Source organism: Alphaproteobacteria bacterium PA2 (assembly GCA_002256425.1).
Classification (GTDB): Bacteria; Pseudomonadota; Alphaproteobacteria; order Caulobacterales; family Caulobacteraceae; genus Phenylobacterium.
Map to the genome: position 1 here is coordinate 387,663 of NKIZ01000001.1, position 20,140 is coordinate 407,802.

The window sequence follows — 20,140 nt, forward strand, 5'->3', positions numbered from 1 at the left end:
CCGCTGCGTCTGGCTACCTCTGGTCTTGGGGCTTCAGGTCCGGTAATCCGGGAGCATGGCGATAGGCGTTTTTGATTCCGGAATCGGCGGTCTGACCGTCCATCGAAAGCTTGTGGACCGGCTTCCGCAGGCCGACCTGATCTATCTCGCCGACCAGGCCAACACGCCGTATGGCGGCAAGGATGGCGAGGCCATTGTCGACCTGACCCGCGCCGGGTGTGAGCGGCTGTTTTCAGCAGGCTGCGACCTGGTTGTCCTGGCCTGCAACACGGCCTCGGCCATCGCCCTTCGTCGGCTCCAGCAGACCTGGCTTCCTGGTTATCGCCGGGAACTTGACCGCCCGGTGAATGTGCTGGGCATTATCGTGCCTACCATCGAGGCCGCCACTGGCATGCCCTGGGAGCACGAAGCCGAGCGTCGCGGGGACAAGGTCGAGAAGCTGGACATTCTGGCGGTGTTCTCAACGCCGGCCACAGCCCGGTCCCGGGTCTATGAGATCGAGATCGACAAGCGGCGACAGGATGTGGCCGTGTTCGTGGAGCCCTGTCCGACCCTCGCCAGCCTGATTGAAAACGGAGCTGGCGCCGTTGAACTGGCCACCGCCGTTGAGGCCCATGTGAAGTCGGTCAGCGCGCGCATCGGCCGCGCGCCGGATCGGGCCATACTGGGCTGCACTCACTACGAGATTGTGGCCGACATGTTCCGCGCTGCCCTCAAGCCTGGAACGCCCCTGATCCATCAACCCCAGGCCACGGCCGACGCCCTGGTCGATTATCTGGCCAAGCATCCCCAGTACTATGTCGGATCTTCGGGTCGGCGTCTGTTCCTGACGACCGGGAAGCCAGGCGCCCAGCACATGCTGGCCGAGACCTTCTGGGGCGGGCCTTTGACTTTCGAGCAGGCGTGAATATGTCCAGGGCCTTCGGAAAGATCTTCCTCGCCGCGGCCTTCTCTCTAGGGCTGGCTTCGGGCGCTCTGGCGGAAGTCATCGAGTCCGGCCTTGGCGGGTTCCAGGTTCGCCAGGTTGCAAGCCTTGAGGCGCCGCTTCCCGCTGTCCGTGCGGCCCTGCTGAATGTGGGCGCCTGGTGGAGCAGCGACCACACCTATTCCGGAAATGCCGCCAATCTCTCAATGGATCTCACGTCCGGATGCTTCTGCGAGAAGCTCAAGGATGGATTTGTCCGTCACATGACCGTGGTCTACGCCGACAGCCGGACCCTTCGGCTTTGGGGCGGTCTTGGCCCCCTGCAGACGACGGGCGCCGCCGGGCATCTGGCGTTCAATCTGGCTGAGAGTGGATCAGGCGGGACCCGGCTGGTATTGACCTATGATGTCGGTGGCTTTGCCAGGGGCGGGCTCGGGCCTGTCTGGGCGGCGCCAGTTGACGAGGTCCTCGGCCTGCAGGTCCTGCGCCTGAAGTCCTATGTCGAGTCCGGCGCGAAGGCTGGCGGGCCACCTCCAGGCCACTAGCTTCGCGTTCATTTCCGACCCTTGAGGCCCTGACCTGATGCTTCCGACGCTTCGGCAACTGCAATACCTGAAGCTGCTGGCCGAGCATGGGGCTTTCGGCAAGGCGGCCGACGCCGCCCATGTGACCCAGCCGACGCTGTCTGCGGGTATTCAGGAACTGGAGAAGATCCTCGGAGCCCCGGTGGTGGACCGCGCCCGGTCCGGCGTGATCCTGACCGCCGTGGGCGAGGCGGCCCTGGCTCGGGCCCACGTCATCCTCAATGAGGCTGAAGAACTTGTGCAGGCGGCGCGGAACGCCGGTCAGCCCCTGACGGGTCGTTTCCGGCTTGGGGTCATCCCGACCATAGCGCCCTTTCTCCTGCCCCGGGCCTTGCCGGTCCTGCGCACCAGATTTCCCAGTCTGAAGCTCTTTCTGCGGGAGGACCTGACCCAGAGGTTGATCGCCGCCCTGCGGGCCGGGCAGCTGGACGCCGCCCTCATCGCCCTGCCCTTCGACACAACCGGTCTGGCCTGCGCCCATGTTTCGGATGACGAACTCATGGCCGCGCTGCCGGCCAATCACCGGCTGGCGGGCCTCTCTGAAATGACCGCTTCAGCCCTCGAGGGTGAAGACCTGATCCTGCTGGAAGATGGCCACTGCCTGCGCGACCACGCCCTGGCCGCCTGTGGTCTGCGGCCGCCCAAGGCCACCGGTGACGAAGAGGCTTTCGCCGCCACCTCCCTTCCAACCCTGGTGCAGATGGTGGGGTCGGGGCTAGGGGTCAGCTTCCTGCCGGCCATGTCGGTGACGGCGGGACTGGTGGACAGCGCGCCTGTGACCATCCGCCCCCTGGGCTCCAAACACCCCAGCCGCGAAATTGTCGTGGCCTGGCGGCAGGGGTCCAGCCGGGGCGCCGAGGGGCGTCTGCTGGCCGAGACCCTTCAGGACATTCCCTAGTCCATCAGCTTCTGGGCCAGATAGACATAGTGTCTGGCCCAGCGGCGGGCGTTCAGTTCCGGATCGGCGTCATTGGCGTGCCCGCCGAAGGTCTGCTCGTAGTAGAGATAGGGAACGCCCATGGCCTGCAGTTTCGCGGCGAACTTGCGCGCGTGCCCCGGGTGGACCCGGTCATCCTTGGTATTGGTGGTGATGTAAGCCTCGGGATATTTCACCCCGGCTTTCAGATTCTGATAGCCAGAATAGGCGCCTATGAAGGCGGCGTCGGCCGGGACATCGGGGTCCCCGTATTCGGCGATCCAGGACGATCCGGCTGACAGCTTGTGATAGCGCAGCATGTCGATCAGCGGGCTCTCGACCACCACGGCGTTCCAGAGTTCCGGATGCTGGGTCATGGAGACTGTGGTCAGGACGCCGCCATTGGACCGGCCGTAGATCCCAAGTCGTCGCGGCGAGGTCAGACCCCGTGCGGTCATGTCCCTGGCGACAGCGGCGAAGTCATCAAAGGCCAGCTGACGTTTTTCCCGGAGGACGGCGTCATGCCAGGCGGGGCCGAATTCCCCGCCGCCGCGGATATTGGCGATCACATAGGCGCCGCCCCGCTCGAGCCAGATCCTGCCCATCTCGGGCAGGTAGACAGGCGGTTTGGACAGTTCGAAACCGCCATAGCCGTACATCAGGGTCGGGGTGGAGCCGTCCAGCTTCGCCGCCTTGGGGCGCACGATGAAATAGGGGACCTTCACGCCGTCGGATGACGTGGCCCAGTATTGCTCAACCACATCCCTGGACGCATCGAACTGGGGCGGCAGTTCCTTGATTTTCGCCGTCATTCCTGTTGCGGCGTCGGCCAGCCACAGGCTCGGCGGGTCGAGGAAGCCCTCCGCCGAGACGAAAATCTGATCGTCCGGGTCGTTCAGGGACCGGATCTGGAAGCTGGAATCCTTGGGCAGGTTCAGGGTCTCGCCAACCCATTTTCCGCGGGCCAGATCAAAGACATTTACCCGACCCTTCACATCGTCGAGCAGGTTGACCACCACCTTGCCGGCCGTGACGTCCACGGACTGGATGGCCTGCCTCGGACCGGGCTGAAAGACGATTTCCGGCGCCGGACCCAGGTCGGTCAGCTTATAGGCGATCACTGATCCAGAGGATGCGCCTTGCCAGTCTTCCTTGAGGGTGAAGATCAGTCGCCCGTTCACGTAGCCGTCGAACTGGGACTTGAGAGGCACGGGAAGCCGGATCCGCTTGCCGTCTTTCCAGAGATAGAACTCTGTCTTGAAGTAAGCCACCTCCCGCCGCAGAACGACGCCGTCGGTCTTCCCATTCCGGCCGCGCAGGACGGAGAAGCCGACTCCAACATCGGATTTTTCAGCCTGATAGACGACGGCGACGGCGCCATTGCGTGAAACCGTCTTGATCACCAGCGGATAGCCAGAGCTGGAAATATCCGATGATTGCCAATCCCGCGCAGCAATCAGGGTGTCGGCGTCAAGCCAGGCATTGACCTGTTTGCTGGCCGGGGCAGTGAACCCGCCTGCGACAAACTGCCGGGTCCGGGTGTCGAATTCGCGGATTTCCACGGCGTCCGTGCCGCCATCGGACAGTCGCACAAGGCAGACGGTCTCATCCGGCTGGCGGCAGGTTGCGCCCTTCCAGATCCAGTTGCGGCCCTCAGCCTTCGAAAGGGCGTCGAGGTCGAGAAGGGTTTCCCATTCCGGAGTCGCAGACCGGAAAGAGGACAGTGTGGCGTGTCGCCAGATCCCGTGGATGTGGGTCCCGTCCTGCCAGAAATTGTCCACGCCGCCCGCCCGGAAGTCTGGCCAGGGAATCCGGTCGCTGGAGGTGAAAATGGTCCGCGCCTGACTGTGGAAGGTCTCATAGCGCGGATCGCCTTCCAGACGTTTGGCTGTCTGCGCGTTTTCCGCCGCCACCCAGGCCATGGAGCTGGGCGCCTCGACGTCCTCAAGGCCCAGGAAGGGATCAGCCTGCTGGGCCAGGACAGAGTTACCGGAAATGGAGATAACGCCGGCGCAGGCCAGAGACAGAAGGGATCGTTTCATGATCGGACCAGGGGCGACTTTGATGATTTGTGGGGTCTAAGGTGATCCGGGAAGATTTCTCACTTATAAACACCAGATCATGAGCCGTCCGTTTCTGAAAATGAACGGGCTCGGCAACGACTTCGTCGTCGTCGAGGCCCGCACCCAACCCTTTGAACCGACCCCGGACGAGGTGCGTTCGATCGCCCGGCGCGAGGGGGGGATCGGCTGCGACCAGCTCATTTCCATCAGCCCCGGCGCATCGGATGCGCCATTGGTCCGGTTCTGGAATTCGGACGGGGAAGAGATCGGCGCCTGCGGAAATGGCTCCCGCTGCGTGGCCTGGCTTCTGATGCGGGCGAGCGGCGCAGAGGAGGTCGGCTTCGACACGCTTGGCGGCCGGCTGACGGCCCGGCGGGCGGGCGATCTGAGGGTCAGTGTCGACATGGGCCCGCCGCGTCTGAATTGGGACGAGATTCCCCTGTCCGAGGACATGGATACCCGGGGCATAGAACTTCAGGTCGGCCCCATTGACGCGCCGCTCCTGCACACCCCCGGCTGCGTCTCCATGGGCAATCCCCATGTGGTGTTCTTTGTCCCTGATATCGGGACCGCGCCGGTAAGTGAAGTTGGTCCCTTGATCGAGCACCACCTGCTTTTCCCGGAAGGGGTCAATGTCGGGTTCGCCCAGATCAAGGCCCGCGACCACATCCGCCTTCGGGTATGGGAGCGGGGCGCCGGCCTGACCAGGGCCTGTGGCACGGGCGCCTGCGCCGCCCTTGTGGCGTCCGCCCGGCGGGGTCTCACAGATCGCATGGCCACCCTTGAGCTGGACGGCGGCGATCTGGTCATTGAGTGGCGGGAGAGCGACGATCACGTGATCATGACCGGTCCCGTGGCCATCGAATTCGAAGGCAGGCTGCCGTGACCGACAAGGTCGACATTGTCACCTTCGGCTGCCGTCTCAACGCCTATGAGAGCGAGGTCATCCGCGCCCGTGCGGCGGAGGACGGCCTTGAGAACGCCGTGGTCTTCAACACCTGCGCCGTCACCGCCGAGGCTGTCCGCCAGGCTCGGCAGGCGATCCGCAAGGCGCGACGCGAACGTCCTGACGCCCGGCTGATCGTCACCGGCTGCGCCGCCCAGATCGATCCGGCGGCCTTTGCAAGCATGGCTGAGGTTGACCTCGTCCTGGGCAATACGGAGAAGGCCGCCAAGGGGTCCTATTCTGCGACCGCACCGGAAGGCCGTGTCCGGGTCAATGACATCATGAGCGTGCGGGAAACCGCGGGGCACCTGATCGACGGACTGAAGGATCGGGCCCGGGCCTATGTGGAAGTCCAGAACGGCTGTGACCACAGATGCACCTTCTGCATCATCCCCTTTGGCCGGGGCAATTCCCGGTCGGCTCCAGCTGGCGAAGTGGTGGACCAGATCCGCCGCCTGACCGCCCAGGGCTATCAGGAGGTCGTGCTCACAGGGGTGGATGTCACCAGCTGGGGCGCCGACCTGCCGGGCCAGCCCACCCTGGGTCAACTGGTCGCCCGCATATTGAAGCTTGTCCCCGACCTGCCGCGGCTGCGTCTTTCTTCCATAGATGCGGCCGAGATCGATCCGGACCTGATGGCCTGTCTGGCTGGCGAGCCGAGGCTCATGCCCTATCTTCACCTGTCCCTGCAGGCCGGGGATGACATGATCCTCAAGCGGATGAAGCGCCGCCACAGCCGGAGCGACGCCCTGAAGCTGATTTCGGATGTTCGTTCGGTTCGCCCCGATGTCGCCTTCGGCGCCGACTTCATCGCGGGTTTTCCCACCGAAACCGAGGAGATGTTCCAGAACACCATGTCCCTGGTAGAGGAAGCCGGCCTCGCATTCCTTCACGTCTTTCCCTACAGCCCCCGCCCCGGAACCCCGGCGGCCAGGATGCCACCTGTCGCCCGAGCCGAGGTCAAGGATCGGGCCGCCAGGCTGCGGGCTGCAGGCGACGCCGCCCTGAGGCGACACCTTCAGGACATGGAGGGGCGCACGGTCACCGGGCTGGTGGAACGGGTCGGGATCGCCCGGGGCGAGGACTTTACCGAGATCGCCTTTGAGGGGCCGGGCGAAATCGGCGCCATCATCAATCTGAAGATCACCGGCTATTCCGGATCCCGGGCCCTGGCCGCTTCGATCTGATCTTCCCGGGCCTCGCCCCGCCCGGGATAGCCCGGCAGGGACCAGTCCCAGGCCAGCCCCCCGGCCCGCATGCCAAAGCCCACCAGGAACCCCGCCGCCCCTGCGGCCCAGCCGGGAAATCCGGCCCATTGCAGGCCGACAAAGGTGGTCGCCCCGAGACCGGCGCAGGTCACATAGATTTCCCGGCGCAGCAGGACCGAGGGCTCGTGGGCCAGGACGTCGCGGATCACCCCGCCAAAGCAGGCTGTCAGGACCCCCATGACCATGGCCGAAACCGGGGGCGCCCCCAGGGCGCCGGCCTTGGCTGCCCCGATCACCGCATAGGCGCCGAGGCCAAGGGCGTCGAGCCAGAGCAGGACCCGCAGCCGACCCTGTCCCGGACCGACAATCCACACCACCACTGCAGCCAGACCGCAGGCCACCAGATAGGTCGGCCTCTGCACCCAGAAGACCGGCGCCCCCAGCAGCAGGTCCCGCAGGGTTCCGCCGCCGACTCCGGTGACCGCAGAGAAGAAGGCGAAGGTGACGATGTCGTGCTTGCGCCGGGCGGCGGCCAGGGCGCCGGTGGCGCCGAAGACGGCGACAGCGGCATAGTCCAGGGCGATCACGGTGGAGGCGATGGAAACCATGCCCATCCCCTAACGCGGAAGCCCGTGAGCCGCCAGTATGCCAGAAGGCTCCCAGAGGCTGGTCTGCCCCTTCCGTATACTCTAGAAGCGGCGCCATGACTGAACCCAAGACCGGATGGCTGCAACGACTGGCAGGCGGGCTTTCGCGCTCGTCAAAGGCCCTGACTGAACAGGTCGCCGCCACCTTCACCAAACAGCCCCTGGATCAGGCCAAGCTCGACGAGCTTGAGGAAATGCTGATCGAGGCCGACCTGGGTCCCTATTCCGCAGCCCGCATCACCAAGGCCTTCTCCGACGCCAAGTTCGGCAAGTCGGTGGACGAGCAGGAAATCAAGGAAGCCCTGGCCGAGGCCATTGGCGAAGAACTCAGCTCCCGTCAGGGCCATTTCGATCCCCTTTCCGGCCCCCGGCCTTATGTGGTCCTGTTCATCGGGGTCAATGGCTCTGGCAAGACCACGACCCTGGGCAAGATCGCCGCCGACCTGACCGCCAAGGGCGCCAAGGTGCTGGTGGTGGCCGGCGACACCTTCCGGGCCGCCGCTGTGGAGCAGCTCAAGGTCTGGGCTGAACGGTCCGGCGCGGCTTTCATCAGCCGCCCGCCCAATTCCGACGCCGCAGGTCTGGCCTTTGACGCCATCGAAAAGGCGAAGGCCGAGGGCTTTGATGTGGTCCTGATCGACACCGCAGGCCGCCTGCAGAACAAGCAGGGCCTGATGGATGAACTGCTCAAGGTCATCCGGGTGATCAAGAAGGTCGATCCTGAAGCCCCGCACGAAACCCTGTTGGTCCTGGACGCCACAGTGGGACGCAACGCCCTGGCCCAGGAAAACATCTTCGGCAATCAGATCGGCGTCACAGGCATTGTCATGACCAAGCTGGACGGCACCGCCCGGGGCGGGGTGCTTGTGCCAGTGGCCCAGGCCTCTGACAGCCCCATCATGCTGATCGGGGTTGGCGAGGGCATTGAGGACCTCCAGCCCTTCGACGCCCGCGCCTTTTCCCGCTCCCTTGTCGGCCTGGAGGCCAAATGACCCTGTCTCCCCAAGCCCGCAAATGGATCCGGGCCGTCGTCGATTATGGCGGTCTCGTAGCCTTTTTCGCCGCCTATTTTCTCGGCGGCCGCAATCTTGTGAACGCCACATGGGGTCTGGTTGCAGGCTCGATTCTGGGCCTTGTCTTCGGACTGGTCTTCGAGCGCCGCATAGCGCCCATTCCCCTGATCGCCACCATTACCGGCCTGCTCTTCGGCGGGCTGACCCTCTACTTCCATGACTCGCGCTTCCTCAAGATCAAACCGACCATCATGAACCTGGTCTATGGCGTCCTCATGCTGGGGGGCCTTGTGATGAAAAAGACCCCGCTCAAGATGCTGCTGGGCGAGGCCTTTCCCATGACCGACGCGGGATGGCGCACCCTCACCCTTCGCTATGGTGTGTTCTTCCTGGCCATGGCCGCCCTCAATGAGTTTGTCTGGCGCACCCAGCCCGACGCCACCTGGGTGATTTTCAGGTTCCCTGGACTGATGATCCTGACGGTCATCTTCTCCATGACCCAGGCGCCCATGATGATGAAACATGCCCACCAGGACCGCCCCGACGCCTGAGGGCCTCGACTGTCTTCAAACTGACGTTTTCCGCAGCTAGGGTTTTCCCTGTCCAGACGGGGGATCATCATGGCCAAGGGCAAGGGAAAAACGGCGGGACCACTGGATCGGTCGCCGAGCCATCTGCTGCACAGGACCCTTCAGGTCGCCCTCGACCTCTATGCCGCCGAGTTCGGTGCGGCAGGCGTCACCCAGCGGCAGTTTGCGGTGCTGGCGGCGGTCGCCAGCCGTGAGGGTCTGACCCAGACCGACCTGGTCTCGCTGACCGGCATTGACCGCTCGACCCTGGCTGACATGGCCGCGAGGATGATTGCGAAGGGACTTCTGGAACGCCAGAAGTCGGAAACTGACGCCCGCGCCAACAGTGTCCGGCTGACGGACGAAGGTCGGGCGGTCCTGCTTGACGCACAGCCGAGGATGGCGGCGGTGGACGCGCGTCTGCTGAAGCTTCTGTCCGGCGGCAAGCGGGAGGTCTTCACCGACCTGCTCCGGGATCTTGTCGCCGCCGGCGATCCCGAGGTCGCCCCCAAGCCCAAGAAGACCAAGGCCGAGAAAGCCGCCAAGGCTGAAAAGAAGAAGCTGAAAAAGGCCGCCCTGGCCGACGCCTAGACGCGGATGTCCAGGATTGAGCCTGGCCGCAGGATCCGGGTTGGCGCCTCGGTGGGGGCTTCTGTCATCACCCTCTGAACAGGGGCGGCCCTCGGGGCCGGAGCAGGTTCGGCTGCGGCTCTGGCTGGAGCTGTTCCACCAAGGGCTGCCTGGAAAAAGGCCCTCTGGGCGGCGTTCCGCGGAGAGTCGGCCCGCGGCGAGGGAATCTGGTTCTGGAATCCGGGCTGGATCGGCGCGGCCATGACGCCCTCAAACGTGGTTAATCAAACATGACCTTGGCCGCAGGCGGCTCAATAAAGGGTTAACGGGCCAGCCTGGACATGAGGTCTCGGGCATCCATTGGCGAAAGGGGCGCCGCATACTTGGCCAGTATGACCCCCTTGCCATCCACCAGATAGGTTTCAGGCACCCCGGTAACGCCCAGCTCGATGCCGGCCCGACCATCGCGGTCCACCAGCCTGTGTGCATACGGGTCGCCCAGTCGGGCCAGAAAGGCCTGGGTATTGGCCGGTGCGTCCTTGTAGGCGATGCCGATCAGCACGGCGCCCTTGCGCTTCATCTCCATCAGGACCGGCGCCTCGAGTTCGCAGGGCGCGCACCAGGAGGCGTAGACATTGACCAGCACCGGGCTTCCGCCCGTCGCGAGGCTGCGCAGGGCGATCGGCCGACCATCGTCAAGGCTGGGCAGGGTCACATCTGGCAGGGGTTTACCCACAAGGGCCTGGGGCTGGACCCTGGGATCATGCTTCAGGGCGTAGAAGCTGAACAGCAGGGCCAGGGCCCCCAGGACCGCCAGCGGAACAAAGGCCAGCCAACGGTTCACGGACGGGCGTCCTCCCGGGCCTTCAACTCTTCAGCCCGACGCCGCCAATGGGCCGAATGGCGCAGGCTGGACAGGATCATGAGGACGAAGACGAGACCGGTGATCCCGTAGGCGCCCCAGATGAAGGGCCCATACTTGCCGAAGTCGAGGTCGAGCATGGGTCAGCTCCTCGCCAGGCGGGACAGGGCGGCGTCAGCGCGGCGCCGCCAGACCTCCCCACGGATTCGGACAAGCCAGAGGGAGCCAAAGGCCGCCATATAGGCCAGCACCATGAGCAGCAGGGGCGCCAGGAAGACCGGCGCCATCTTGGGGCCGCCCTCGGCGAAAACAGTCACGCCCTGATGCAGGCTGTTCCACCAGTTCACCGACCAGTGCACCACCGGCAGGTTGACCAGACCCACCAGAGCCAGGATGGCGCAGGCCCGCGCCGCCTTGGTCTCGTCGTCGAGGGCGCTGCGCAGGGCCATATAGGCCAGATAAAACAGGAAGAGGACCAGGACGCTGGTCAGCCTGGCGTCCCATACCCACCAGGTCCCCCACATGGGCCGGCCCCAAAGCGAGCCTGTGACCAGGGCCAGGGCGGTGAAGGCGGCGCCCAGGGGCGCAGCCGACCTGGCCGCGGCGTCCGCGAGGGCATGACGGAAAACCAGGGACAGGAAGCTCGCAACACCAAGACAGGCATAGGCGAACATGCTGAGCCAGGCCGCCGGCACATGGATGAACATGACCCGGACGGTATCGCCCTGCTGGTAGTCTTCCGGCGCCGTAAAGCCCAGCCAGAGGCCGGCTGCGCCCAGACCCAGGGCAAGGACGCCAAACATCGGCGCCGCCCACCTGGAAAAGGCCATGAACCGCTCAGGATTGGACAGGAAGGCCGGCGCCGGGATCATGTGTGCCGATTAGACCCCGACGCGCCCAGGGGCAATGGGATTTCCTTTTTGCCGGCGCTCAGGACAGCGCGTTGCGGCACGCTGCCGCCATGGCTATGGGGCCAAGGGCGATGGCGGCTGCGGCATAGGCGCCCAGAAGGATGAATCCCGCATGCCAAGGCAGGCCGGCGGCGAAGGCGTCCAGGGCCCCGCCGCCAAAGATCACGGGCGGCGTGAACAGGGGCAGGACGATCACGGCGGTCAGCAGGCCGCCCCTGCGTGCGCCCAGACTGAGGGCTGCGCCAATACCTCCGGCGAAGGCGAAGGCCAGGCCGCCAATCAGGGCGCTGACCAGGACCAGGGGCGCCAGGGCCGGACTGCCGCCCAGGGCGACGGCGGTCACCGGCGCTGCCAGGGCCAGGGGCAGGCCAGTCGCCAGCCACTGGCCGAAACACTTGATCGCACAGACAAATTCCAGGGGCAGAGGCGACAGTGTCAGGAGATCCAGGGCGCCGTCCTCATAGTCGCGCTCGAAGAGGCGATCCAGGCCCAGCAGTGTGGCCAGGGCCAGGGTGACCCAGGCCACGCCGGGCGCCACAGCGGCGAGCCGGGCAGGCTCAGGCCCGGAGGCGAGGGGCAGCAGGGTCGCTACGCCCAGATAGAAGCCTGCTGACACCAGGGGGCCGCCGCCACGTCCCCAGGCCAGGGCCGTCTCCCGCTTCAGCAGGTTCCAGGCCCGGCTCATGGGGTGATCTCCAGGGCGAGGGCCGGCACGGGGAGGGGATCATGGATGGCGGCGACAATCATGCCGCCGTCTTTCAGATGTTCGGCCATCATCTCGCCAAACCGGGTTCGCCAGACCGCGTCGAGGGGGCTCAGGGGCTCGTCCAGCAGCCACAGGCGTCTCGGCGCAGCCAGAAGGCGGGCCAGCGCGATGCGGCGTTTCTGGCCTGCTGACAGCCTCCGGACTTCCAGATCCAGCAGGGGCGCCAGTTCCAGTCTCTGCACGGCCATGGCCATGGCTTCCGCGGTTCCGCCTGTCCAGCAGATCCAGAAGGTCAGCTCATCCCGAGCCGTCTGCCCGGTTTTCAGCCCGTCGGCATGACCGACCAGATGGATGGCCGTTCGTCTGGCCTGATCCGAATCAAGGCCGCCGAAAGTGATTTCGCCCTGATCGGGTTCCAGCAGGCCCGAAATTGCCCGCAGCAGACTGGTCTTTCCCGAACCGTTCCGCCCGGTCAGGGCGCAGGCCTGACCCGCTGCAAGGTCAAGGTTCAGGCCCCGGAACAGGCTTCTGCCGCCCCGGCTGACGGCAAGTTCCTTGATTTGAAGACCAGAGATCATGTCAGAAGGGTCCGGCTCGAATAGACGCGCCCCGCGTGAAGGGGTATGACGCCCCCGGCCGGCGTCCCTTCGGGGGGTGTTCGCGGCGCGGGGGCGAACGCTGTGTGTCCGCCTCGTATAGCGCGCGATCTCCGAGGTAGGCGTTCTGCGGCCGTAAACAGAGGAAGGATTCCTAACAATGGCTTCAATCGACAGCCTCAAAACCCGCCGCGAACTCAAGGTGGGTTCCAAGACCTACATCTATTACAGCCTTCCCGCCGCGGAAGAAGCCGGTCTGGCCGGTGTTTCTCGTCTTCCGGCCTCGATGAAGGTGCTTCTCGAGAACCTGCTGCGCAACGAAGACAACGAAACCGTCGGCGGCGATGACCTGAAGGCCCTGGCCGCCTGGACAGAGAACAAGGGTTCGGTCGAGCACGAAATCAGCTTCCGCCCGGCCCGGGTCCTGATGCAGGATTTCACCGGTGTTCCCGCCGTCGTCGACCTGGCCGCCATGCGCGACGCCATGACGCACCTTGGCGCCAACCCGGAAAAGATCAATCCGCTCAGCCCCGTCGACCTGGTGATCGACCACTCGGTCATGGTGGATTTCTTCGGCACGGCCAAGGCCTTCGGCGAAAACGTCGACCGCGAATATGAGCGCAATATCGAGCGTTACCGCTTCCTGCGCTGGGGCTCCTCAGCCTTCAATAATTTCCGCGTCGTCCCCCCCGGCACCGGCATCTGCCACCAGGTGAACCTGGAATACCTGGCCCAGACCGTCTGGACCAATGACGATGAAGGCCCGACCGTCGCCTATCCCGACACCGTGGTCGGCACGGACAGCCACACCACCATGATCAACGGCCTGTCGGTCCTGGGCTGGGGCGTGGGCGGCATCGAGGCTGAGGCCGCCATGCTGGGCCAGCCCATTCCCATGCTGATCCCCGAGGTCATCGGCTTCAAGCTGTTCGGCGCCATGCCGGAAGGCGCCACCGCCACCGACCTGGTCCTGACCGTCACCCAGATGCTGCGCAAGAAGGGCGTGGTCGGCAAGTTCGTGGAATTCTACGGTGAAGGCCTCGCCGGTCTGACCCTGGAAGATCAGGCCACCATCGCCAACATGGCGCCGGAATATGGCGCCACCTGCGGCTTCTTCCCGGTGACCACCGCCACCATCGACTATCTGCGCGCCACCGGCCGTGAAAAGGCCCGCGCTGATCTGGTGGAAGCCTACGCCAAGGCCCAGGGCCTGTGGTTCGAGCCGGGCGATCCCGATCCGATCTTCACCGACACCCTGGAACTGGACCTCGGTTCGGTCCTGCCGTCCCTTGCCGGCCCCAAGCGTCCCCAGGACCGGGTCCTGCTGTCCGACGCCGCCTCTGAATTCAACCTCGCCCTGGGCAAGGAATTCGGCAAGGACGGCGTGGGCGAGCGCGTCGCCGTCGCCGGCGAGAAGTTCGATGTCGGCAATGGCGACGTTGTGATCGCCGCCATCACCTCCTGCACCAACACCTCCAACCCCTCGGTCCTGATCGCCGCCGGTCTGGTGGCCAAGAAGGCCGTGGAAAAGGGTCTGAAGGTCAAGCCGTGGGTCAAGACCTCCCTCGCCCCCGGCAGCCAGGTGGTCACCGACTATCTGAAGGCCGCCGGTCTGACCAAGAGCCTCGACGCCCTGGGCTTCAACCTGGTCGGCTATGGCTGCACCACCTGCATCGGCAATTCCGGCCCCCTGCCGGAAGCCATTTCGGAAGCCGTCAATGGCGGCGACCTGGTGGCCTGCTCGGTCCTGTCGGGCAACCGCAACTTCGAAGGCCGGGTCAATCCGGACGTGCGGGCCAACTATCTGGCCTCGCCGCCCCTGGTGGTGGCCTACGCCCTGGCCGGCTCCTTGCTGATCGACCTGTCCAAGGAACCCATCGGCACAGGCAAGGACGGCAAGCCGGTCTATCTCAAGGACATCTGGCCGACCTCGGAAGAAGTCGCGACCCTGCAGCGTAAGCACGTCACCCAGAAGATGTTCGCCACCCGCTATTCCGACGTCTTCAAGGGCGACAAGAACTGGCAGGGCATCAAGGTCGCCGGCGGCCAGACCTACGCCTGGGACATGGGTTCCACCTATGTCCAGAACCCGCCCTACTTCCGCGACATGAAGATGGAGCCGGACGCCGTTACCGACATCATCGAGGCCCGCGTGCTCTCGGTGTTTGGCGACTCGATCACCACCGACCACATCAGCCCGGCCGGTTCGATCAAGGCTTCGGGACCTGCGGGCGAATACCTGCGGGACCGTCAGGTGCCGACCTCGGAGTTCAACTCCTACGGCGCCCGTCGCGGCAACCACGAAGTGATGATGCGCGGCACCTTCGCCAACATCCGCATCCGCAACAAGATCACCCCGGAGATCGAAGGCGGCGTCACCAAGCACTTCCCGTCGCGCGATGTCATGTCGATCTATGACGCCGCCATGCGCTACCAGAACGAGGGTCGCCCCCTCGTGGTCTTCGCCGGCAAGGAATACGGCACGGGCTCATCCCGTGACTGGGCGGCCAAGGGCACCAAGCTCCTGGGCGTCCGGGCGGTCATCGCCGAGAGCTTCGAGCGTATCCACCGGTCCAACCTGGTCGGCATGGGTGTCCTGCCCCTGCAGTTCCTCCAGGACGGCTGGCAGAAGCTGAACCTGACCGGCGAGGAAATCGTCTCGATCCGCGGCCTCACCGAACTGTCGCCCCGGCGTCAGCTGACGGTGGAAATGTACCGTCCGTCGGACGGTCGCATCGCCCGCTTCCCGGTCCGCTGCCGGATCGATACGCCCACCGAGCTTGAATACTTCAAGAACGGCGGCGTGCTGAACTACGTCCTGCGCAATCTGGCCCGCACCGAAGGCTAGGACGACATGATCGTGCTCCCTGCACCGGTCTGGTGCGGGGAGCTCAATCAATTTTTCTGCTCACGGCTTATTGAACCCCATCGTCCCGTAACTCCGGCAAAGTCTGCCTCATGCGCGCCGCCCTCGTCGCAAGTCTGCTTCTGGTTTTTGCGCCGGGCCTGGCCGTGGCAAAGTCCCCTGTGCTTGTAGAGCTCTACACAGCCCAGGGCTGCGCCTCCTGCGTGGGCGCCAATGCAGTCCTGGAAAAGACCGTCGAGCGTCCTGACGTTCTGGCCCTGACCTTTTCCGTCGACTACTGGGACTATCTCGGCTGGTCGGACACCTTCGCCCAGCCTGAATTCACCGCCCGCCAGAAAGCCTATGTGACCCGCTTCGCCCTGCGGGAGCCCTATACCCCCCAGGTGGTCATTGACGGGCGCTACCAGACCGGCGGCAAGCAGACCGAAAAGATTGACCTGCTGATCGCCAGGGCCGCCCTGGCGCCTCACGGCGCGCCGGATACCGCCTTCATCGGCGCCCGAAGGGTGGATGTCGGACAGGGCCTTGCCCCCAAGGGCGGAGCCGATGTCTGGCTGGCGGCCTATGACCCCAAGCCGCAGGATGTGGTCGTGAAGAAGGGCGATAACCGCGGCGAGACCGTCACCCATGTGAATGTGGTGCGAAGCCTGACCCGCCTTGGCGCCTGGCGTGGTCGTCCCACCGCCTATCGCCTGCCTGAAACCGAAGCCGGGCTGTCCCTTGCGGTGATCGTACAGTCTCCCAGGGGCGGTCGAATCCTGGCCGTTGGCCGCAAGGTCACCGTTCCAAGGACGGCGCCCGCCGCCAGCCAGTGACCTGAAACGACAACGCCCGCGCAACGGGGGGAGTTGCGCGGGCGCGATCGCTGGGATCTCTATCGGTTGACCGGCCCGCAATCCAGGTGGGGCTGGGGGGGCTGTTCAGGGTCCGGGACCAACGGGGCTCCGATCAACCGACACTACCTATATGGTGGCCAGATCAGGCGGCGACAGGTCCGAATTAAGGTCATTTCAGGGCGGATTTATCCTGGGGCGCGCAATTGTCGCCGCAGCGATTCTCGGTCTAACCTGGCGCCAATGGCACTTGATCCCCCGTCGCTCGCCGCAAAGGGCGCGTCCGTCTTTTTTGAGCGGCGGGAGTTGAACCGCATTCTGCTCCTGTATGGCCGCATGGTCGCGGCTGGCGAATGGCGGGACTACGCCATAGACGCCCTGACCGACGCCTGCATCTTCTCGGTCTTTCGCAGGGCCGCCGAGGCGCCTGCCTACAGGATTGAAAAGCGGCCCGCCCTTGCGAAGCGCCAAGGCGCCTGGGCGGTGATCGGCGAGGGCGGCATGGTCCTGAAGCGCGCCCAGGAGCTGGAGCAGGTCCTGACCGTCTTTGACAGCCGCAAGTTCCGGGTCGTCGACTAGCCCCCAAAGAAAAAGCCCCGGCGGTCGCCCGCCAGGGCCTGATCTCAGCTGCGATAGAGCGCCTAGCGGCGATTGCCCAGGAAGCTCAGCAGGAACTGGAACAGGTTGATGAAGTCCAGATAGAGGCTCAGGGCGCCGTAATTGGTGGCCACGCCCATGGCCGCTTCGTTTCCGCCCAGCTGGTAGTAGGTCATCTTCAGCTTCTGGGTGTCGTAGGCGATCAGTCCCGAGAAGATCAGGACGCCGACCACGTTGATGATCAGGGCCATGGGGCCGCTGTTCATGAACATGTTGATCAGGCTGGCGCCGAGCAGGCCCCACATGCCCATGATCAGGAAGCTGCCGAAACCGGTCAGGTCCTTCTTGGTGGTGTAACCCACCAGAGACAGGGCGCCGAAGGCGGTGGCGGTCAGCAGGAAGGTGGTGCCGATCGATTCGCCCGTATAGCGGATGGTCACAATGCCCAGGGAGGCGCCGATCAGGCTGACTACCGTCCAGTAGACAATGCCCGAAGTCCGGGGCGTCGTGTTCTGGATGCCGAAGCCGGCGAACAGGATGACCGCCAGGGGCGCGAAGGCGATGATCATGCCGAGCAGGCTGTAGCCGACGCGGTTGTTCGCCACTGTGAACATCAGATCGCGGACTGGCGGATAGGCGCCTGTCAGATAGGCCAGGGCGGCGGAGAGCATCAGGCCCAAAGCCACCTTGTTGTAAACTCCGAGCATGAAACTGCGCAGACCGATGTCCATCGACATGTCGGCGCTGCCCGAAACCTCGGTGCGCGCAAAGCCGTGGTTGAAGTCGCTCATGTGAGCCTTGCCCTTTTCAAAACGCCCCGATTGGGCGCAGCCCTCAATATCGGCGTGCACTTCTGCTTTCGCAAGGACTCTGCAGTCCTGTGGATATCAAGTTTTTTGCGAACCCGTCCGGCCTGACCTAGTCTGCTCCCATGATCCGCCTTTTCGCCGCCCTGTCCATTCCCCCAGACATTGCTGAAGGCCTTGTTCGGCGTCAGACCGGCCTTGCGGACGCACGCTGGCGACCGCCGGAGGCCTTCCACATCACCCTGCGCTTTTTCGGCGACATGCCAGAGACCGCAGCGGCGGATCTGGACGTGGAACTGGCCAAGGTCGCCGTTCATCCTCTCGATCTGGCGCTTGCAGGGGTCGGGGCTTTTGGCGAGGGCCGCGACATCCACGCCGTCTGGGCCGGTGTTGACGAAAATCGCGAGCTGACCACCCTGCACAAGGCCTGTGAGGCGGCGGGACGGAGGGCCGGGCTTACCCCGGACGCCCGCAGGTACCGACCCCATGTAACCCTGGCCTATCTGCGCCGTCCCGATCCCCGCCATGTGGCAGACTGGATCGCGGCCAACAACCTGCTGCGCTCCCCCTCCTTCGCCCTGACTGCATTTGGCCTCTATTCCTCCTGGCAGACCCAGGAGGGATCGCGCTATCGCCTCGAGCGGTCCTATCCTTTCTAGGTCATTTACCTCACCTTTACCGGCGGGCCCGACTGAGGCCTGATCCTTTGGAGGCCAACGCCATGTCGGACTGGATCAGTGCAATCATTCTCGGCGTCGTCGAGGGACTGACCGAATTCATCCCGGTTTCGTCGACAGGACATCTCCTGCTGACCAAGATGCTGCTGGGCCTGCCCAACGGCTTCTGGGACACTTTCTCGGTCCTGATCCAGCTGGGCGCCATACTGGCCATGGTCGCCCTCTATTTCAGCCGGCTCTGGGCGATGGTGCTTGGATTGCCCACTCAACCACAGGCCCGCCGGTTTGCAGCCTCTGTCCTGATCGCCTTCCTTCCGGGCGCCGTGGCCGGAATGGTCCTGCATGACCTGATCAAGGACGTCCTCTTCGAGAGCCCCCGGCTCATCTGCTGGTCACTGCTGATCGGCGGCTTTGTCCTGCTGGCCGTTGACCGCTGGGCGCCGCCGGCCCGGGAGACCGACGCCATGGCCCTGCCCTGGATGACGGCCTTCCTGGTGGGCGCGGCCCAGACCCTGGCCCTGATCCCGGGCGTTTCGCGATCCGGAGGCACCATTGTCGCCTCCATGCTTCTGCGGGTGGAAAAGCGGGCTGCGGCCGAATTCTCATTCTTCCTGGCCATTCCGACCATGGCGGGCGCCTTCGCCCTGGATCTCTGGAAGAACCGGCACGCCCTGAACACTGATCAGGCCGGCCTGATCGCCATCGGCTTCGCCGTGAGCTTTGTGGTGGGCTATGTGGTCGTCAAGAAGACCCTGGACTTCGTCTCAGCCCGGGGGTTCGCTCCGTTTGCCTGGTGGCGGATCCTGGTGGGGGCCGGCGGCCTGGTCTGGCTGACAACCCACACCTAGAAGGCCAGGTCAGGCCCCCTTGGCGGCCAGGCGTTCCGTCTCATCGGCGTACTGACCGCCCTTGCGGAATCGGTAGAGATAGGTGGGCAGGATGGCTTCAACCGGAGTCGGCGTGAGGCCCAGGTCCGAAAGCCCCGGATAGGCCCCGCTGGCCACATTGTCTGTCTTGAGCAGTTCCACCTGGTCGCTGGTAAGCGGCGGGGTCAGGGCGACCAGGCTGGCCAGTTGTCCGACCTTGCCGATCAGATCGGCGATGGGGAAGGGCAGGGGCACCAGAAACCGGTTGCGCTCGGTCTGGGCGTTGATGAGTTCCAGGATCTCCCTGAAGCTGAACACCCCGGGACCGCCCAGTTCAAAAGTCTTGCCGGCAGCCTCCGGGTCATTGATGACCCGGGCTATGGCCTTGGCCACATCGCCGACAAACACCGGCTGGAACTTGGTATGCCCGCCACCGATCAGGGGCAGGACCGGGCTGAACACAGCCATCTGGGCGAACAGGTTGAAGAAGCCGTCCCCCTGACCAAAAATGATCGACGGCCGGATGATGATGGCGTCCGGAAACCCCTCGCGCACAGCGGCCTCGCCCATGGCCTTGGTCCGGGCATACTTTGCTTCCGAGGCTTCGTCTGCGCCAATGGCCGACATCTGCACAAGGGTTGGGACGCCCATTTCCCGGGCGGCCTTGGCGACATTGCGCGAGCCCATGGCATGGATGCTCTGGAACTTCTGGCGGCCGCTTTCATAGAGCAGGCCCACCAGGTTTACGGCGGCGCTCGCCCCTTCAAGGGCGCGCTGCACAGAGGCCGGATTGCGGATATTGGCCTGGACCACCTCGATCTGGCCGACATCGCCCAGCAGTCGCATGGTGTGGGCCAGATGCGGCTGGCGGACGGCGACCCTCACGCGGGCCCCCTGGCTGGCGAGGGCGCGCACCACCTGGCTGCCGACAAACCCCGAACCGCCAAAGACGGTGACCAGATTCTGCATGGGTGTGATC

At 64.9% G+C, this 20,140-nt stretch carries 23 protein-coding genes; 13 read left to right on the forward strand and 10 right to left on the reverse strand.

The window, feature by feature from the left end:
• Positions 1-55 precede the first annotated feature (55 nt).
• Genes CFE28_01910 through CFE28_01920 form a run of 3 tightly spaced genes read left to right on the forward strand, consistent with a single transcriptional unit; the run spans position 56 to position 2,407 of the window.
• Positions 56-907: a glutamate racemase gene (locus CFE28_01910; protein ID OYU68857.1), complete on the forward strand. Its 852-nt coding sequence runs from the start codon at positions 56-58 to the stop codon at positions 905-907.
• 2 nt (positions 908-909) lie between these two features.
• On the forward strand, positions 910-1,470 hold the full coding sequence (locus CFE28_01915; GenBank protein OYU68858.1) for an ATPase: 561 nt from the start codon (positions 910-912) through the stop codon (positions 1,468-1,470).
• A gap of 34 nt (positions 1,471-1,504) precedes the next feature.
• Positions 1,505-2,407: a LysR family transcriptional regulator gene (locus tag CFE28_01920; protein OYU68859.1), complete on the forward strand. Its 903-nt coding sequence runs from the start codon at positions 1,505-1,507 to the stop codon at positions 2,405-2,407.
• Here the strand turns inward: CFE28_01920 and CFE28_01925 are convergent.
• The gene (locus CFE28_01925) at positions 2,404-4,467 is read right to left on the reverse strand and encodes a S9 family peptidase (protein ID OYU68860.1); all 2,064 of its coding nucleotides are present in this window, start codon (positions 4,465-4,467) and stop codon (positions 2,404-2,406) included. The genes CFE28_01920 and CFE28_01925 overlap by 4 nt on opposite strands.
• A 79-nt stretch (positions 4,468-4,546) precedes the next feature.
• On the opposite strand from CFE28_01925, the gene CFE28_01930 reads away from it, so the two are divergent.
• Both CFE28_01930 and CFE28_01935 read left to right on the forward strand, forming a co-directional pair.
• Entirely contained in the window at positions 4,547-5,374 is an 828-nt protein-coding gene (locus tag CFE28_01930; GenBank protein OYU71509.1) for a diaminopimelate epimerase, read from the forward strand.
• Complete coding sequence (locus CFE28_01935) at positions 5,302-6,621, forward strand: tRNA (N(6)-L-threonylcarbamoyladenosine(37)-C(2))-methylthiotransferase MtaB (protein ID OYU68861.1); 1,320 nt, start codon at positions 5,302-5,304, stop codon at positions 6,619-6,621. The genes CFE28_01930 and CFE28_01935 overlap by 73 nt, the downstream gene beginning before the upstream one ends.
• Here the strand turns inward: CFE28_01935 and CFE28_01940 are convergent.
• On the reverse strand, positions 6,585-7,250 hold the full coding sequence (locus CFE28_01940) for a hypothetical protein (protein ID OYU71510.1): 666 nt from the start codon (positions 7,248-7,250) through the stop codon (positions 6,585-6,587). The genes CFE28_01935 and CFE28_01940 overlap by 37 nt on opposite strands.
• Before the next feature lie 95 nt (positions 7,251-7,345).
• Between CFE28_01940 and CFE28_01945 the strand changes: the two genes are divergently transcribed.
• The 3 genes from CFE28_01945 to CFE28_01955 all read left to right on the forward strand — a co-directional run bounded on the left by CFE28_01945 (position 7,346) and on the right by CFE28_01955 (position 9,462).
• Positions 7,346-8,281: a signal recognition particle-docking protein FtsY gene (locus CFE28_01945; GenBank protein ID OYU68862.1), complete on the forward strand. Its 936-nt coding sequence runs from the start codon at positions 7,346-7,348 to the stop codon at positions 8,279-8,281.
• On the forward strand, positions 8,278-8,853 hold the full coding sequence (locus tag CFE28_01950) for an intracellular septation protein A (protein ID OYU68863.1): 576 nt from the start codon (positions 8,278-8,280) through the stop codon (positions 8,851-8,853). Before CFE28_01945 ends, CFE28_01950 begins: the two co-directional genes overlap by 4 nt.
• Positions 8,854-8,922: 69 nt before the next feature.
• Entirely contained in the window at positions 8,923-9,462 is a 540-nt protein-coding gene (locus CFE28_01955; GenBank protein ID OYU68864.1) for a MarR family transcriptional regulator, read from the forward strand.
• Here the strand turns inward: CFE28_01955 and CFE28_01960 are convergent.
• Genes CFE28_01960 through ccmA form a run of 6 tightly spaced genes read right to left on the reverse strand, consistent with a single transcriptional unit; the run spans position 9,459 to position 12,498 of the window.
• Positions 9,459-9,704 carry a hypothetical protein gene (locus tag CFE28_01960; protein ID OYU68865.1) on the reverse strand — a complete coding sequence of 82 codons (246 nt, stop codon included), beginning with the start codon at positions 9,702-9,704 and terminating at the stop codon, positions 9,459-9,461. The genes CFE28_01955 and CFE28_01960 overlap by 4 nt on opposite strands.
• 59 nt (positions 9,705-9,763) lie before the next feature.
• Positions 9,764-10,285 carry a thiol:disulfide interchange protein gene (locus CFE28_01965; GenBank protein OYU68866.1) on the reverse strand — a complete coding sequence of 174 codons (522 nt, stop codon included), beginning with the start codon at positions 10,283-10,285 and terminating at the stop codon, positions 9,764-9,766.
• The gene (gene ccmD / locus CFE28_01970) at positions 10,282-10,443 is read right to left on the reverse strand and encodes a heme exporter protein CcmD (protein ID OYU68867.1); all 162 of its coding nucleotides are present in this window, start codon (positions 10,441-10,443) and stop codon (positions 10,282-10,284) included. The genes CFE28_01965 and ccmD overlap by 4 nt, the downstream gene beginning before the upstream one ends.
• A 3-nt stretch (positions 10,444-10,446) precedes the next feature.
• Positions 10,447-11,175 carry a heme transporter HemC gene (locus CFE28_01975; protein ID OYU68868.1) on the reverse strand — a complete coding sequence of 243 codons (729 nt, stop codon included), beginning with the start codon at positions 11,173-11,175 and terminating at the stop codon, positions 10,447-10,449.
• 58 nt (positions 11,176-11,233) lie between these two features.
• Positions 11,234-11,899, reverse strand: coding sequence for a heme exporter protein CcmB (gene ccmB / locus CFE28_01980; protein ID OYU68869.1), 666 nt, complete (start codon positions 11,897-11,899; stop codon positions 11,234-11,236).
• Positions 11,896-12,498, reverse strand: a complete 603-nt coding sequence (ccmA, locus tag CFE28_01985) for a heme ABC exporter ATP-binding protein CcmA (protein ID OYU68870.1) — start codon at positions 12,496-12,498, stop codon at positions 11,896-11,898. The genes ccmB and ccmA overlap by 4 nt, the downstream gene beginning before the upstream one ends.
• A 178-nt stretch (positions 12,499-12,676) precedes the next feature.
• Between ccmA and acnA the strand changes: the two genes are divergently transcribed.
• The 3 genes from acnA to CFE28_02000 all read left to right on the forward strand — a co-directional run bounded on the left by acnA (position 12,677) and on the right by CFE28_02000 (position 16,794).
• Complete coding sequence (gene acnA, locus CFE28_01990) at positions 12,677-15,364, forward strand: aconitate hydratase 1 (protein OYU68871.1); 2,688 nt, start codon at positions 12,677-12,679, stop codon at positions 15,362-15,364.
• A 110-nt stretch (positions 15,365-15,474) separates the two neighbouring features.
• Positions 15,475-16,197, forward strand: a complete 723-nt coding sequence (locus tag CFE28_01995; protein ID OYU68872.1) for a hypothetical protein — start codon at positions 15,475-15,477, stop codon at positions 16,195-16,197.
• A gap of 261 nt (positions 16,198-16,458) precedes the next feature.
• A complete protein-coding gene (locus CFE28_02000; protein ID OYU68873.1) occupies positions 16,459-16,794 on the forward strand; it encodes a hypothetical protein in 336 nt (111 codons plus the stop codon).
• Positions 16,795-16,856: 62 nt separating this feature from the next.
• On the opposite strand, the gene CFE28_02005 is transcribed toward CFE28_02000, so the two are convergent.
• The gene (locus CFE28_02005; GenBank protein OYU68874.1) at positions 16,857-17,603 is read right to left on the reverse strand and encodes a hypothetical protein; all 747 of its coding nucleotides are present in this window, start codon (positions 17,601-17,603) and stop codon (positions 16,857-16,859) included.
• Between the two features lie 140 nt (positions 17,604-17,743).
• On the opposite strand from CFE28_02005, the gene CFE28_02010 reads away from it, so the two are divergent.
• Together CFE28_02010 and CFE28_02015 are read left to right on the forward strand one after the other, a co-directional pair.
• Positions 17,744-18,277 (forward strand): RNA 2',3'-cyclic phosphodiesterase, encoded by a 534-nt coding sequence (locus CFE28_02010; GenBank protein ID OYU68875.1) that lies wholly within the window; start codon positions 17,744-17,746, stop codon positions 18,275-18,277.
• A gap of 62 nt (positions 18,278-18,339) precedes the next feature.
• Entirely contained in the window at positions 18,340-19,143 is an 804-nt protein-coding gene (locus tag CFE28_02015) for an undecaprenyl-diphosphatase (GenBank protein ID OYU71511.1), read from the forward strand.
• Positions 19,144-19,152: 9 nt separating this feature from the next.
• Here CFE28_02015 and CFE28_02020 read toward each other — a convergent pair whose 3' ends face one another.
• Positions 19,153-20,130 carry a complex I NDUFA9 subunit family protein gene (locus CFE28_02020; protein OYU68876.1) on the reverse strand — a complete coding sequence of 326 codons (978 nt, stop codon included), beginning with the start codon at positions 20,128-20,130 and terminating at the stop codon, positions 19,153-19,155.
• Between the last annotated feature and the right edge of the window lie 10 nt (positions 20,131-20,140).